A 14,196-nucleotide genomic window follows, 5' to 3' on the forward strand; every position below is an offset into this window, starting at 1 on the left:
AGCGGCGTCGAGGTTGCCGATCACCGTGTCGATATCGGAGTTGGTCTGGAACTCCGAACCGGACAGGGCGGAGAGGCCAAGACCAGCCGAGGTGAAGGTCACGCCGCTGATGTTCTGGTAGCTCGATCCGTCCTCGTTGAACACAACCTTCAGATCGTCGCCGTTCAGGAGGTTGATGCCATTGTAGGAGGCGTCGGCCGCCAGCGCGTCGATCTGCGTGAGCAGTTCGTTGTACTGCGACTGCAGGTTGGAACGGGTTGTGCTCGGCGTGGTCACCGACGCGGTCGGTGTGTTGGAGCCGATATTGCCCGAGGCGAAGAGGGAAGCCGCAGCGGTACCACCGATCGTGACCGATTCCGAGCCAGTCGAGGTGATCGAGATCTGGTCCGAACCGTTGATGGTGGCGGTGACGCCAGTGAGCGAGCCCAGGGCCGCGACGAGGTCGGCGCGGGTTTCGACGTTGCCCGAGCCGAAGGTGATGGTCTGGGCCGTGTTGGACCCGACCTGTACCGTCAACGAGCCGGTCAGCGCGCCGATGGTTGAGTTGGTCAAGCTGGACGCCGTGGTGGTGCCGAACGCGTTGTCCGCCGCGTTGCCGGAGATGGTGAGGGTGTTTGCAGGGTTGGTGCCCGTCACTTCCAGCTGACCACTTGCGTTGATCGCCACCGTCCAGGTCGCGGCGCCGCCGTTCAGCGAGGAGATGACGTCGTCCACGTCTTCGGAGGAGGCGTTGGCGACCGTGTGCGTCACGGTGTTGGTGCCGTCGGAGATCGTGATGGTTTCGCCGTTGGCAATGCCGAGAGACTGCAGCGTGGTCGCACCGGTCAGGGAGCCGACGGTGCCAGTCGCCACCTGCTCGTCGTCGGCGATGGCGGCGTTACCCGTGATCGCAAGCGCGTAGGTCGCGGACGGAGCGGCGGCCTGCTGGGCCTGCTTGGCGATCGACTTGGCGGATTCGACCAGCTTGGTCAGCGAGGTGATGCCGGTGTCGGCAGCCTTCAGCGTCTGCTGGGCCTGACCGATCGAGTCGAGCAGCGAGTTCAGATCGCTGGCGCGGTTGTTGAGCGCCTGCGAGGTGAAGAAGTTGCCCGGATTGTCCAGAGCCGAATTCACCTTCTTGCCGGTGGCAAGGCGGTTCTGCGTCATGCTCATCAGCTGAGCGGTCGACTGCAGTGAGAGGAGGTTCTGACGGACTGATGCCGACAGGGTGATGTTGGAGGCCATCGTGCTTCAACCTTTCTGGTCGTGCTGTTTGTCCGATCCATCCGGATCGCACGCGGTGATGGCATGGCTCCATTCAAGACCGCGTAAAAAACCATGGTTAACAAGTTGAGCGAGCGTGAAAGACAGCGGCCGGTTTTCGGACCTTTCCTTCATGTTTTGGTAACGCCTGCCTCCGCAATTCGTTAACAATTGATGCTGGGTCACACAGATGGGTGCAGACCGATGCGTGCATAATGAGCGCCCCGACGTCCGCTAGACTTCGATGTCGGCATGGGACGACGGGTCCGGATGCAATGTATCGGCGACGACGCTGCGCCCGTAAGCCTTCTGCCGCAGCAGCGCCTCGTCCTTGCGCGCGCGCCGGCGGCGTTCGCGTTCTTCCCGGTCACGGTCGAGCACGGTGTGGCATTGCGGGTCCATCGACGGATCGCGGGCCATCATGTCAGATGCGCGGTGCGAATGCGCGGATTGCTGGGCGGCATTCACGCTGTGCGAAGGCGAGAGCTCCGTGCGCACGCTATTGCTGCGGCCGATGACGGTCCTGTGGATGCCGTCGCGCGATTTCACAGTGAAGCTCGAGTCCATGGCCACTCCCGGCGCTCATTGCGCGATGTGCCAATCGGGATGACAGGACGCTACTTTGCCGACTTTAACCTGCTGTTAGGAAATAAGGTAAACCTGCACGCGGACACTTAACGATTCGATTGCCGTGCGCGTCAGAGCACGCGGCTGACAGCAAGCGGCTGTGCGGCGCTTGCGCCTGGCGCATTCGCACGTCCGGTCGCGCCATAGGTCGAAGGCGCGGCCTTGCGGGTCAGTTCCTCGGATACGCCGCGGATGATTCCTTCCGACACCGCATGAGCGGTGGCCAGCACGGTGAGATTGACCTGCATCAGGCGATGGAAGTCTTCATGCTTGCGTTTCAACGCGTCGAGGGCCGGAGACTGACCGATTGCCCCATTCTGTAGCTGTGCCTTCAATTGCCGCGTGCCGTCATAGAAGCGATTGGCAAGCTCGGTCTTGGCCGCCTGCAGAGTCGTCGCTTCCGCGAGGCGTCCGGCGCGCACCAGCGCGGTTTCCTGATCGAGAATACGGGTGATGTCATCGATCATCGTGGAAAGGTTGGTGATGGCTTCGGTTGCCGGTGTGGCCATGTTCATCTGCTCTCCATCGCGGCGCTCATGTCATCGCTGCGCGCCTCTTGCTGGGCCATCAATGTCCGATAGACCTCGGGCGCGACGCCGATGCCGCCTTTCCTGGCAAAGGACTTGGCGTATTCGTCGGTGAGCAGTGAGCGCCACACGCCGATCGCCTTGCTGCCGCCGAACGGGCCTTCGCCATCCATGGCGGTGAACATTTGCGCGAACATCGTATTGAGGAAAACGGCCTCGAAATCTTCCGCCGCCTGACGCGCTTTCTCGTGGGTCGCGTTCGGCAACTTTGCCGGCGCAACGTCTTTCTGCGCCGCGAAGGCGGCATAGGCCGATTTCACACTCGACGCTGCGCTCAGGTTGAAAGGAGACGCGGCCATCACATCACCTCGATATCGGCCTGGATCGCGCCCGCGGCCTTGATCGCCTGCAGGATGGCGATCAGGTCACGCGGGGAGAGACCAAGCGCGTTCAGTCCGTCGACGAGCTGTTGAAGCGAGACGCCCTCCCGGACGATCGCGAGCTTGCGGCCGTCCTCCTGCACGCCGACCTGCGTACGCGGAACGACGACGGTTTCCCCTTGGGAGAATGGCGCGGGCTGGCTGACTTGCGGCGCTTCGGAAATCGTCACGGTCAGGTTGCCTTGCGCGACAGCGACGGTGGAGACGCGCACGTCGCGACCCATGACGATGACGCCGGAGCGCTCGTCGATCACGATCCGTGCGGCAAGGTCGGGTTCGATCCGCAACTGCTCGATCTCGGTCAGTAGCGCCACCATGTTGGTGTCGCTCTTGCCGGGCAGCGTGAGCTGCACCGTGGACTGATCGAGCGGTTCTGCAGTAGCCGAGCCCATGAAGTCGTTGATCGCGGCGGCGATGCGTTTTGCCGTGGTGAAATCGGCGTTGCGCAGGGCCAGCCGCACCTTGTCCATGCGGTTGAGCTGGAAATCGATCTCGCGTTCGATGATTGCGCCGTTGGCGATGCGGCCCACGGTCGGGACGCCGCGCACGATCTTGGCGGCTTCGCCCTCGGCCTGGAAACCGGCGATGGCCAGCGAGCCTTGCGCCACGGCGTAGACATTGCCGTCCGCGCCGAGCAATGGCGTGACGAGCAGCGTTCCGCCTTGAAGGCTTTTCGAATCGCCGAGCGCCGAGACGGTGACGTCGATCCGCGTGCCCTGCGTGCCGAAGGCCGGCAGATTCGCAGTGACCATCACTGCCGCGACATTGCCGGTGCGCAATTGCTGGCCGCGGATATTGACGCCGAGGCGCTCCAGCATCGCCTGCAGCGACTGGCGTGTGAACGGGATGTTGTTGAGAGTGTCGCCGGTGCCGTTGAGGCCCACCACAAGGCCGTAGCCGATCAGCTGATTCTGGCGCACGCCTTCGATATTGGCGAGATCCTTGATGCGGGAGGCGGCATCGGCCGTTCCCACACCAGCGATCAGCGCCAAAGCCGCAAATACCACCCGCGCGACTGCAACCGTCCTCGACATCATGCTCCCCATGAGGTTCGGACCTCGGCAGGGATTATGCGAGCGGCATGCCAGCAGCGGAGAAGCCATCAAGCTATTGTTTTAGCGAAAGAATTTTCGGCGGCTAGGCGACGGCCATGGGCTGTAGGACCGGCATTGGCTGCCGCCGCCCGGCAGCTTTTGCCGCCATCTTTACGCTTGGTTAACCATGAGGCCCCGAAACTGCGGCCATGCGCGTTCAGGCAAGTTCGATCAACACGGCGGTTCGGGACAATCCGGGCGTGCGGCGCCCTGGCGGCGGCGGGTTTTCGCTCACCGATGCGTCCGGCGCTGCGATGCGCAATGCGCCCGGACAGCTGCAGGCGATCGGAGGAGTGGATGTGCTGGTCGCCCTTCAGGGGGTGGACGACCGGACTGAACGGCGGCGCCGAGGCGTGCGCCGGGGCAGGGCGGCTCTCGACGCACTGGATGCCCTGAAGCTCGGCCTCGTGTCCGGATCGCTCGACCGGGCGGCGCTTGACCGGCTAAGCGCGGCCGCGGCCGACCTCGGCACGGCGACCGGCGATCCGGGTCTGGACGGCGTTTTGGCCGAAATCGACCTGCGCGTTCAGGTAGAGATCGCCAAATTAGCCAGACGGTGAGCTTTCCCAGTCACGGCGCGGCCGACAAATCCAAGTATTTCCAAGGACATATTATGACATTCTCGTAATGTCTGAGGATAAATCGCTGTTGTCCGGCCACTGGCGCCCCGCTATAAGCTCGGCCCCGCGTGAGGGGGTGACTCGCGCGTTGCGGGAGTGATCAGGAATGTCGGCCAAGTTGAAGGATTATCGGCCGTCTGAAAAAGAGCCGTTTATGAATGAGAAGCAGCGCGAGTATTTCCGCGCCAAGCTTCTAGCCTGGAAAGAAGATATTCTTAAAGAAGCGCGGGAAACCCTGCAGCACCTGCAGGACGAGAACCAGAACCACCCGGATCTCGCCGACCGCGCCTCCTCTGAAACCGATCGGGCAATCGAATTGCGGGCGCGCGACCGCCAGCGCAAGCTGATCGCCAAGATCGATGCAGCGCTCGCGCGGATCGATGACGGGACATACGGCTATTGCGAGGAGACCGGCGAACCGATTTCGTTGCGCCGGCTCGAGGCAAGGCCCATCGCCACGCTGTCGATCGAGGCTCAGGAACGTCACGAGCGGCGCGAGCGGGTCTATCGCGACGATTGATTGGGCGCCTGCCTCGCAGGCGCTTCGACTGCGAAGCCGGATCGGTCTCTCGGCTTCGAGACATTGACAATGCCTGCCGCTTGCGGCCACGTCGCAGCGAACGCAAGGCAGGGGCATGGCAGCAGCTGAGGCCAATTCCGATCTGATCCATGTGGTTACGCTGCTCGGTGCGGGTGTTGTCGCCGCGCCGGTCTTCATCCGCCTGGGACTTGGATCGGTGCTCGGCTATCTGGCCGCCGGCGTCCTCATCGGTCCGTTCGGGCTCAAGCTCTTCACCAATCCGCAAGCGATCATCCAGGTTGCCGAACTCGGCGTGGTGATGTTCCTGTTCGTGATCGGGCTGGAGATGCAGCCGTCACGGCTGTGGGGATTGCGGCGCGAGATCTTCGGCCTCGGCGTCGCGCAGGTCGTGACCTGCGGATTTCTGCTGACCGGCGTCGGCATGTTCTTCGGCCTGTCGCCGATTGTGGCGTTCTTCGCGGCCATGGGGTTTGTGCTGACCTCGACCGCGGTGGTGGCGCAGGTGCTCACCGAACGCGGCGATACCGGCACGCCTGAAGGTCAGCGCATGATCTCGATCCTGCTTCTGGAGGATCTCGCGATCGTACCGCTGCTGGCGCTGGTCGCGCTGCTGGCGCCGTTGCGTGAGCCGAGCGGCGAGCCGGCATGGCAGGCGGTGCTGATCGCGTTCGCCGCGGTCGTCGCGCTGCTTGCGGCAGGACGCTGGCTGCTCAATCCGTTTTTCCGATTGCTTGCGGCGGCACGCGCCCGCGAGGTGATGACGGCGGCCGCGCTTCTCGTCGTGCTGGGCTCGGCGCTCGCCATGCAGGTCGTCGGATTGTCGATGGCGATGGGCGCATTCGTCGCCGGCGTGATGCTGTCGGAATCCTCGTTCCGCCATCAGCTCGAAGCCGACATCGAGCCGTTTCGGGGCATCCTGCTCGGCCTGTTCTTCCTCGGCGTCGGCATGGCGCTCGATGTCTCGGTGGTGGTGACCGACTGGCGCTTTCTGATCGCCGGAGTCCTGGCCTACATGATCGTCAAGTCGATCGGCATCTACGTGGTCGCACGCGCCTTCCGCGCACCCCATCACGAGGCGATCTACCGCGCGGCTCTGTTCTCGCAAGGCGGGGAATTTGCCTTCGTACTGTATTCGGCTGCTGCTGCGGCCGGTTTATTCACGGGCCGCGTCAATGCGATCATGACCACGGTGGTCATCCTGTCGATGGCGCTGACACCGGTCGCGGTCATCGGACTGCGATGGCTGCTCCCGGCGCGCGAGCAATCGACCGACGGGCTGGAAGAACCCCGCGATCTCACCGCAAGCGTGCTTGTCATCGGGTTTGGCCGGTTCGGCCAGGTAGCGAGCCAATCGTTGCTTGCACGCGGCTACGACGTGACGATCATCGACAACGATCCGGACATGATCCGCAGCGCCGCCGATTTCGGATTCCAGATCTATTATGGCGATGGCTCGCGGCTCGATCTCCTCGAAGCGTCCGGCGCACGCAAGGCACGATTGATCGCGGTCTGTGTCGACAGCCGCTATACCGCGACGCGCATCGCCGAGATGGTGATGGAGCAATTCCCCCAGGCGAAGCTGATGGTGCGCTCCTACGATCGCGAGCACGCGCTCGAGCTGGTACACAAGGGCGTCGAGACCCAGGTTCGCGAGACCTTCGAGTCGGCGATGAAGTTCGGCGAGTCGGCGCTGCGCGAATTGGGGGTTCCGGACGCGGAGGCGGCCGAGATCATCGAAGAATTGCGTCGTCGCGATGCGGAGCGCTTTGCGCTCGAGGTCGCCGGCGGCATTGGCGCGGGTCGCGACCTGATGCCGAGCAACATGCCGAAGCCGACACCATACACCAAGCCGAAACGGCCGGGGCGGGTGTTGGGCGAACAGCCGCCGGCGGACGAAGTCTGACGCCAGTCTAGTCCTGGCGCATCAGAATGAAGGCGAGGACCGCCGGGATTCCGAAGATCGGGATGAAGGCGCCGATCTCGTTCAGCACCGGAATGCCGGCGCGGAAATGGCCATAGAGTCCGTTCAGCACCGATATGACCAGCCAGACCCAGATGAAGGCGAGCGTGCCGGTGAATTCCAGTCCGGCTAAGCGCGGTCCGTAATGCATCACGGCGAGCAACGCCACGCCGATTACCACAAACATCAGAATGTGCATGTGTCTTCCCCCTGTCCGATGTTAGCAGCGATCGGGACTAAAGCGAGCGGCCTCCGGCAGGGGAGCTTGCCGGAGGCCGCGTCAAGTCATCGTCCGGGTGCTGCCGGACGACGTGGGAGCTCGTAGCGCTGTGCTAGAAGGGCAACAGGATGTCCATGACCTGCTGGCCGTAGCGCGGCTGCTGCATGTCGGTGAGCTGGCCGCGACCGCCATAGGCGATGCGGGCCTGGGCGATCTTGGTGGATTCGATCGTGTTGTCGCTTTCGATGTCTTCGGGCCGCACAACGCCGGCGACGACCAGCTCGCGCACCTCGAAATTGACGCGGACTTCCTGGCGTCCCTCGATCACCAGATTGCCGTTCGGCAGGACCTGCGTGACCACGCCGGCGATGTTGGTCATCACCTCGTCCTTGCGATCCGTGGTGCCTTTGCCTTCCGTCGATGTCACGGAATCCGCGGCGATCAGCGTGCTCGGAACTTTTGCCTTGATCAGGCCCGGCAGGGCGGACTTGCCGAGGAAATCCTTCACGCCGGCTTCCTCGCCGGCCTTGCGGCGGCGCTGGGTTTCGTTCTCCACCGAGGCCTTGTCGTCGATCTTGACCTTGACGGTCAGGATGTCGCCGACCTGGTGCGCGCGCTGGTCCTTGAAGAAGGCGCGCGATCCGTTCCGCCACAGCGAGTTCGGATTGTAGGAGGCCGGCTGCGGCATCGGCATCGGCATCTGGACCGGCTTGTATCCCGGCGTCGTTGTCGGGTTTTCGATCGGCGACAGCGGCGGCGCTTCGCCGATGGTCTTCAACCGGTCGATGGAGGAGCAACCACCGAGCAACAGGGCAGCCATTGCAAAGCCGATCGGGCGGAATGGCAAACGAACAACGCACATGGCTACTCTGCCTTGGTCTGAGTACGGGCGGCGGCGATTTGTTGGGCGGACCGGGCTTCTGCCGCCGAGGTGATGCGCGGTGTCAGGGAGGTGACGGTGACCTGAGCGGGACCGCTCACCACGCCCTGGATGATCCGCTTCGACTGGACGTTCAGAACGTTGATGGTATCGCCGAGCGAGCCGACCTCCTCGGCCTTGCCGCGGGCGGTGAGACTGATGCCGGGGACTTCGTAAACCAGCATGACCGGTTCGCCGCGCTTCACGAGTTGCGGTCGCGTGAGATCGGTGGTGCGGATGGCGTGCCCCGCCCGCAGCGGTACCTGCAATGCCATGCCGACGGCGGAACCGATGTCGCCGACAACGTCGCCCTGCAATTCGGTCTTTGGCCGTTTCTCGATGGCGAGATCGGAATCGCGCAGCACGTCACCGCGCGCCATCGTACGGGTCAGAATGACCGCATCCTGCGTTTCCTGCGCCTTGCCGGTGACCCGGAGCTGTGAATCGGCGAAGCTGAACGATATGTCGAAGCGGCCGGTGCGGTGCTCGAACGTCATCCGCTGCGGCATCAGCGGCCCGCTCTCCGCCGGATCGAGATGCAGCATGGGGACCGGCGCATCAAGCGTCACCGCGATATTGTCGAGATCGGCAATGCGCAGGCGCTCGGCGGCAATCTCCGCGATTCGCCGCTTGATCTCGCTCGCGCCGATCATGCGGCTCGCGCGCGTGACCGAGATCTCGGACAAGCCGCGGGTCTCGATCTCGACATCATGCGGACGCAGCGCTTCGATCACGGCTGCGACACGCACCGTACCGGTCTGGCCGAGATCGGGCGCGCGGAAGATGGCGATGTCGGCCTTGTCGGCATCGGCATTCGCAACGATGTCGGCGATCCGGACGATGTCGCTGGACACGAGCACCGTGGATTTCAGGGCCGGCGCCTGGGCGTGCGCGGAGGCGGCGCAGATGGAAAAGAGCAGGGCGGCGAAAACGCGCGTCATCGGGCCGGCTCCTATCGCATCATGCCGGTGGTCGATTGCAGCATCTGATCGGCTGCCGATACGACCTTGGCGTTCATTTCATAGGCGCGCTGCGCGGCGATCAGGTCGGAGATTTCACTGACCGCTTCGACATTGGCCTGTTCGAGCGAGTTCTGAAGAAGGCTGCCGTAGCTCAACGTGCTCGGCATGCCGAGTTGCGGTGTGCCCGACGACGGCGTCTCCAGGAAGAGGTTGTCGCCGATGCCCTGCAGGCCGGACTTGTTGACGAAGATCGCGAGCTGGATTTGCCCGACCTGGGTCGGAACGGTCGAGCCGGCGGGGGTGACGAGGACCTGACCCTGAGCGTTGATCGTCAGCCCTGTCGCGTTTTGCGGGATCGTGATGGCGGGCTGAATGAGGTTGCCCTGCGCGGTGACGAGGCGGCCTGTCGCGTCGATCGCAAAGGACCCGTCGCGGGTGTAGGCGGTGCGGCCGTCGGTCAAGGTGATCGGAAAGAAACCATCGCCGCGGATTGCGACATCGGTTTCCTTGCCGGTGGTGGCGATGGCGCCTTGCGTCATCAGACGCGGCGTGCCGACGGTCTTGACGCCAGATCCAAGCTCGATACCGGTGGGCAACTGATTGCCCTGATCGGAAGTCTGCGTGCCGACGCGCCGGACATGCTCGTAGAGCAGGTCCTGAAATTCCGCGCGCTGCCGCTTGTAGCCGGTCGTGCGCATATTCGCGATGTTGTTGGAGATGACCTGGACGTTGAGTTCCTGGGCCATCATGCCAGTCGCTGCGGTGTGGAGAGCTCGCATGACCGTTCCTCGTTGTTACGCCGGGACTTCAGCAAGGCGTTCGATCGAATTCTTGCGCATATCGCCGTGCTGCTGCAGCAGTGAAGCGACTTGGCTATAGGCCCGTGTCACTTCGATCATGCGCGTCATTTCGACGACGGCTTTGACGTTGGATTGCTCGATCGAACCTTGAATGACGTGCGGATATCGCGCCGGCGTCGGCGGCATCCCGTCGGGCGCCTTGAAGGTGGAAGAGCCGTCCTTCTGCAAACGATGATTGTTCTCGAAGGTGACCAGCCGCAGCTTTCCGCGAATGCCTTCGGGCACCGAGATGGTGCCGTCGCGGCTGATCGTGACGTCCTTGTCCTCGAGCTGGAACCGGATCGGCCCATTCTCGCCGAGGACGGTGTCGCCTTCATTGGTGATGAGCTGACCGGCCGTATTGATCTGGAATGCGCCGTTGCGCGTGTAGCGCTCGCCGCGCGGTGTCTGCACCACGAGGAACGCGTCGCCGTCGAGGGCGACGTCGAGCGGATTGCCCGTCGGCCGTATCGGACCCTGGCCAAGGTCATGCCAGGTCGAGCGGTCCTGGACGAATGAGATCTTGCGGTCGGCGCGCGCGAAATCGTCGTGCCGCGCACGAGGCATCATGAATTCCTCGAACACCATCGTTCCGGACTTGAAGCCGGTCGTGTTGATGTTGGCGATGTTGTTCGACACCACATCGAGTTCGCGCCGCAGCGACATCTGCCGCGACAACCCGATCAGAAGAGCATGCCCCATTCCGATCTCCCCAGTTTCTGCCGGCGTCCGCCCTCCCAAGGCCTCTGCCGGTAAGACCGCCGCATCTCTCCCAAGATGGCGGCGCCCCATCTGCTTTGCAGCGACCGTGCCAATCTGGAAAATCGTGCAATATCAATATCTTGAACCGATCTTGCCGGCGATCTTATGTTGCCTCATGGCAATTCCGGCAGGGTCAACCCGGCAAAATTTTCCCTCGCAGACCGGCTTGGAAAGTTTTCGTTAACCATCATGGCCGTACGTTCGCCTGCAGGTTGCGAGGCTCCGTGACAGGCCCGCACCGGACCAGAGGCAAGCGTATGGCGAACAAGAACAAGAACGCGGCTGGGGACACAGATGGCGAGCAGAGTGCCGGTCCCTCGGTAAAGGCGGCCGCAAAGACACGATTTCCGCGTAATGCGATCATCATCGCCGTCGCGGCTGTGGTGGTGCTTGCCGGTGGCACCGGCGCCGTCTTCATGCTCAAGAACAAGCCGCAAGCGGCCGCGGTCGCGGCGCCCGTCGCCAAGCCGCCGGCCTTCCTCGACCTGCCGGATACGCTCGTCAATCTTGCGAATGCCGGAGGCGAACGGCCGCAATATCTCAAAGTGAAGATCGTGCTGGAGCTGCCGGACTCGGCGATGGTCCAGCAGGTGCAGCCGGTGATGCCGCGGGTGATGGATTCATTTCAGACCTATCTGCGGGAATTGCGGCCAACCGATCTCGACGGCTCCGCGGGCCTCTATCGCCTGAAGGAAGAGCTCACCCGGCGGGTCAATTATGCAATCGCGCCGAGCCGCGTGAACGCGGTGCTCTTCAAGGAAATCGTGGTCCAGTGATGCCCCCGACCGATGGAAAGACGGTGGCGCCCGATTGGGGCCTGGATGTTCCCCCCACTGGCGATGTCCAAACTGTAGGGGGGGCGGCGCCTTCTGGCGCGCCCGCGCCCACGTCCGGGTTAAGCGACCAATGGGCCGCGATGGTCGACGAGAACAAGCTGAGCCAGAAGGGCTCGGCCGAGCGCGTTCTCAATCAGGAAGAAATCGACAGCCTGCTCGGCTTCAGCCTTGCGGACGTCAACTTCAACGACAATTCCGGCATTCGCGCCATCATCGACTCGGCGATGGTGTCCTACGAGCGTCTGCCGATGCTCGAGATCGTGTTCGACCGCCTGGTGCGGCTGCTTACGACATCGCTGCGCAATTTCACCTCGGACAATGTCGAGGTCTCGCTCGATCGCATTACCTCGGTGCGCTTCGGTGACTACATCAATTCGATTCCGCTGCCGGCGATCCTTGCGGTGTTCAAGGCGGAGGAGTGGGACAACTTCGGGCTGTTCACCGTCAATTCCAGCCTGATCTATTCGATGATCGACGTGCTGCTCGGCGGACGGCGCGGATCGGCGGCCGTGCGCGTCGAAGGGCGGCCCTACACCACGATCGAGACCAGCCTCGTCAAGCGGATGATCGAGGTGATCCTCGCCGATGCCGAGCAGGCCTTCAAGCCGCTGTCGCCGGTGCGCTTCAACATCGACCGCATCGAGAGCAATCCGCGCTTTGCCGCGATCACACGCCCCGCCAATGCGGCAATCCTCGTGCGCTTGCGGATCGACATGGAGGACCGCGGCGGCACCGCCGAATTGCTGTTGCCCTACGCGACGATCGAACCGATCCGCGGCGTGCTGCTGCAGATGTTCATGGGCGAGAAGTTCGGCCGTGACCAGATCTGGGAAGAGCATCTGGCGACCGAGATCGGCCAGGCCGAAGTCAGCGTCGACGCCGTATTGTACGAAGCGCGCTTGCCGCTTCGCCAGATGATGGCGCTGCAGGTCGGCGACACGCTGCCGCTCGAAATCCGCCCCGACGCGATGATCACGCTGCGTTGCGGCGATGTCTCCCTCACCGAAGGCCGCATGGGCCGGGTCGGCGACCGGGTGTCGGTGCGCGTGGCCAAGCCGCTGCGCAAGCCGAAGATGACCTACGCCATGTTCGAGAATGCCGACGATGCCAAGAACCGCGTGGAGGCCCCGTGAGCTACGGATTTGGACTGACCATCGAAGCGCTGGTGTCGATCCTTCTGCTGCTGACCATTCTCTATTGTGCGCGGCTCAATAAGCAGATCGAGAAGCTGAAGGCTGACGAAAAGCTGATGAAGACCAGCGTCGCCGAACTGATCATGGCGACCGAACGGGCTGAGCGGGCGATCGCCGGTTTGAAAATCACCGCCAACGAGGCCGAGGCCTCGCTGGGCGGGCGTCTGCGCGAGGCCGAGTCCTATTGCAAGCAGATGGCGTCCAGCCTGAATGCCGGTGAGGACATGCTGGTCCGCTTGCGCAAGATCGCCTATGCGAACGGCTTGCTTGGCGGCGAACCGCCAGTCGAGGCCGCGCCGCAAGCGCAAGCTCCGGCGTCCGATGCGAAGGCCGTTGCCGCGGCCGCGCAGGCCTTTGCGGAACGGGCACGCTCACGCGTACAGGACCGGGCGGCATGACGTCATTGTTGCAGCGTGTGCGTCTCGTCCCGATCGTCCTCATTGCCGCCGCGGGTCTGTTCCTGCTCAAGGTCGCCGGCATTGTCATGGACGGCGGCTATACGCTCGGCGCCGGCCATCAGGCGAAGAGCGACCGCGCCTTCCATGAGCCGGCCGTCGTGACCCGGCCGGCGCAGACCACGTCACAACCAGAGTCGGCCCGGAAATTGTCCTGGGCGCAGGAGATGTTCGGCTATCCGGAGGTGACGGGCTCGGTGGGCAAGAAGGCCGAGCCCGAGCCTCAGAAAAATCCGCAACCTGAAAACTCCACAGCTCCGAAATTTGCGAAGGTGCCGCCGAAAACGCAGAGCGGTCACGTCGTGCAGCTCGACACGCCGCAGATTTCTCCCGCCGAACGTGCCTTGCTGGAACGGCTCTCCGAACGGCGCAAGGAGCTCGAGAAGCGGCAGAGCGAACTCGACATGCGCGACACGCTTCTGAAGGCGGCCGAAAGGAAGCTCGAGGAGCGGCTGAAGGAGCTGAAACAGGCCGAAGCGCGCATCGTTGAAGCGACGCAGCACAAGGAGGAAGTGGAGCTTCACCGGCTGAAGAATCTCGTCACGATGTACGAGACCATGAAGCCAAAGGATGCCGCGAAAATCTTCGACAAGCTCGATCTGAAGCTCGCAACCGAAGTTGCTGCGCTGATCCAGCCGCGCCGCATGTCCGAAATCCTTGCGCAGATGACTCCGGAATCAGCACAGAAGCTGACGGTCGAATTGGCGCAGCGTCCGCCGAGCGATCCGAAGCCTGCGCCGCTCCAGCAATTGCCGAAGATCGAAGGACGCCCCGGCGGCTCTTGATCGGTCCCGCCGGAGCGAACTGCGATGCGCAATTTGATCGAAGCGCATTCATTCATGCGGGCCGGTTTGCCGCACGACATTGCCGACTGAACGTCGAGCCGACCTGTCATCGTTAACGGCCGTTTAATGGCCGCAGGGTTAGGTTGAAACCCTCTGTTGAGCCGATCACCGGCG

17 protein-coding genes are annotated in these 14,196 nt (G+C 63.3%); 7 read left to right on the plus strand and 10 right to left on the minus strand.

The genetic code is table 11. The features are described from left to right. The 5 genes from VN004_RS10510 to VN004_RS10530 all read right to left on the minus strand — a co-directional run. On the minus strand, window positions 1-1,224 hold a 1,224-nt coding region (locus VN004_RS10510; protein ID WP_325609690.1), incomplete at its 3' end, for a flagellar protein. 252 nt (window positions 1,225-1,476) lie between these two features. After that, window positions 1,477-1,809, minus strand: coding sequence for a hypothetical protein (locus VN004_RS10515; protein ID WP_325609692.1), 333 nt, complete (start codon window positions 1,807-1,809; stop codon window positions 1,477-1,479). Window positions 1,810-1,940: 131 nt separating this feature from the next. Further along, window positions 1,941-2,378 carry a hypothetical protein gene (locus VN004_RS10520; RefSeq protein WP_325609694.1) on the minus strand — a complete coding sequence of 146 codons (438 nt, stop codon included), beginning with the start codon at window positions 2,376-2,378 and terminating at the stop codon, window positions 1,941-1,943. 2 nt (window positions 2,379-2,380) lie between these two features. Then, on the minus strand, window positions 2,381-2,755 hold the full coding sequence (flgJ, locus tag VN004_RS10525; protein ID WP_325609696.1) for a flagellar assembly peptidoglycan hydrolase FlgJ: 375 nt from the start codon (window positions 2,753-2,755) through the stop codon (window positions 2,381-2,383). Beyond that, window positions 2,755-3,870: a flagellar basal body P-ring protein FlgI gene (locus VN004_RS10530; RefSeq protein ID WP_325609698.1), complete on the minus strand. Its 1,116-nt coding sequence runs from the start codon at window positions 3,868-3,870 to the stop codon at window positions 2,755-2,757. The genes flgJ and VN004_RS10530 overlap by 1 nt, the downstream gene beginning before the upstream one ends. Window positions 3,871-4,079: 209 nt before the next feature. Here VN004_RS10530 and VN004_RS10535 point away from each other — a divergent pair, with 209 nt between their 5' ends. From VN004_RS10535 to VN004_RS10545, 3 genes are all read left to right on the plus strand, one after another. Beyond that, window positions 4,080-4,490, plus strand: coding sequence for a flagellar assembly protein FliX (locus tag VN004_RS10535; RefSeq protein ID WP_325609700.1), 411 nt, complete (start codon window positions 4,080-4,082; stop codon window positions 4,488-4,490). Window positions 4,491-4,656: 166 nt separating this feature from the next. After that, window positions 4,657-5,070 carry an RNA polymerase-binding protein DksA gene (gene dksA, locus VN004_RS10540; protein ID WP_325609702.1) on the plus strand — a complete coding sequence of 138 codons (414 nt, stop codon included), beginning with the start codon at window positions 4,657-4,659 and terminating at the stop codon, window positions 5,068-5,070. A gap of 115 nt (window positions 5,071-5,185) precedes the next feature. Further along, on the plus strand, window positions 5,186-6,994 hold the full coding sequence (locus VN004_RS10545) for a monovalent cation:proton antiporter-2 (CPA2) family protein (RefSeq protein ID WP_325609704.1): 1,809 nt from the start codon (window positions 5,186-5,188) through the stop codon (window positions 6,992-6,994). Window positions 6,995-7,001: 7 nt separating this feature from the next. Here VN004_RS10545 and VN004_RS10550 read toward each other — a convergent pair whose 3' ends face one another. The 5 genes from VN004_RS10550 to flgF form a co-directional block, all read right to left on the minus strand. Beyond that, on the minus strand, window positions 7,002-7,250 hold the full coding sequence (locus VN004_RS10550) for a hypothetical protein (protein WP_325609706.1): 249 nt from the start codon (window positions 7,248-7,250) through the stop codon (window positions 7,002-7,004). Window positions 7,251-7,383: 133 nt separating this feature from the next. Continuing rightward, a complete protein-coding gene (gene flgH, locus VN004_RS10555) occupies window positions 7,384-8,091 on the minus strand; it encodes a flagellar basal body L-ring protein FlgH (protein WP_325609708.1) in 708 nt (235 codons plus the stop codon). 44 nt (window positions 8,092-8,135) lie between these two features. Then, entirely contained in the window at window positions 8,136-9,131 is a 996-nt protein-coding gene (flgA, locus tag VN004_RS10560; protein ID WP_325609710.1) for a flagellar basal body P-ring formation chaperone FlgA, read from the minus strand. Window positions 9,132-9,142: 11 nt separating this feature from the next. Then, entirely contained in the window at window positions 9,143-9,931 is a 789-nt protein-coding gene (gene flgG / locus VN004_RS10565) for a flagellar basal-body rod protein FlgG (protein ID WP_325609712.1), read from the minus strand. A gap of 15 nt (window positions 9,932-9,946) precedes the next feature. Continuing rightward, a complete protein-coding gene (gene flgF / locus VN004_RS10570) occupies window positions 9,947-10,693 on the minus strand; it encodes a flagellar basal-body rod protein FlgF (protein WP_325609714.1) in 747 nt (248 codons plus the stop codon). A gap of 317 nt (window positions 10,694-11,010) precedes the next feature. Between flgF and fliL the strand changes: the two genes are divergently transcribed. Genes fliL through VN004_RS10590 form a run of 4 tightly spaced genes read left to right on the plus strand, consistent with a single transcriptional unit; the run spans window position 11,011 to window position 14,022 of the window. Then, on the plus strand, window positions 11,011-11,529 hold the full coding sequence (gene fliL / locus VN004_RS10575) for a flagellar basal body-associated protein FliL (protein ID WP_325609716.1): 519 nt from the start codon (window positions 11,011-11,013) through the stop codon (window positions 11,527-11,529). Next, on the plus strand, window positions 11,529-12,722 hold the full coding sequence (gene fliM, locus VN004_RS10580; protein ID WP_414710270.1) for a flagellar motor switch protein FliM: 1,194 nt from the start codon (window positions 11,529-11,531) through the stop codon (window positions 12,720-12,722). The genes fliL and fliM overlap by 1 nt, the downstream gene beginning before the upstream one ends. Then, window positions 12,719-13,180 carry a DUF6468 domain-containing protein gene (locus VN004_RS10585; protein WP_325609718.1) on the plus strand — a complete coding sequence of 154 codons (462 nt, stop codon included), beginning with the start codon at window positions 12,719-12,721 and terminating at the stop codon, window positions 13,178-13,180. The genes fliM and VN004_RS10585 overlap by 4 nt, the downstream gene beginning before the upstream one ends. Beyond that, complete coding sequence (locus VN004_RS10590) at window positions 13,177-14,022, plus strand: flagellar protein FlbB (protein ID WP_325609720.1); 846 nt, start codon at window positions 13,177-13,179, stop codon at window positions 14,020-14,022. The genes VN004_RS10585 and VN004_RS10590 overlap by 4 nt, the downstream gene beginning before the upstream one ends. Window positions 14,023-14,196: the final 174 nt, after the last annotated feature.

This window comes from Pseudorhodoplanes sp., assembly GCF_035565855.1.
Taxonomy (GTDB): domain Bacteria; phylum Pseudomonadota; class Alphaproteobacteria; order Rhizobiales; family Xanthobacteraceae; genus Pseudorhodoplanes.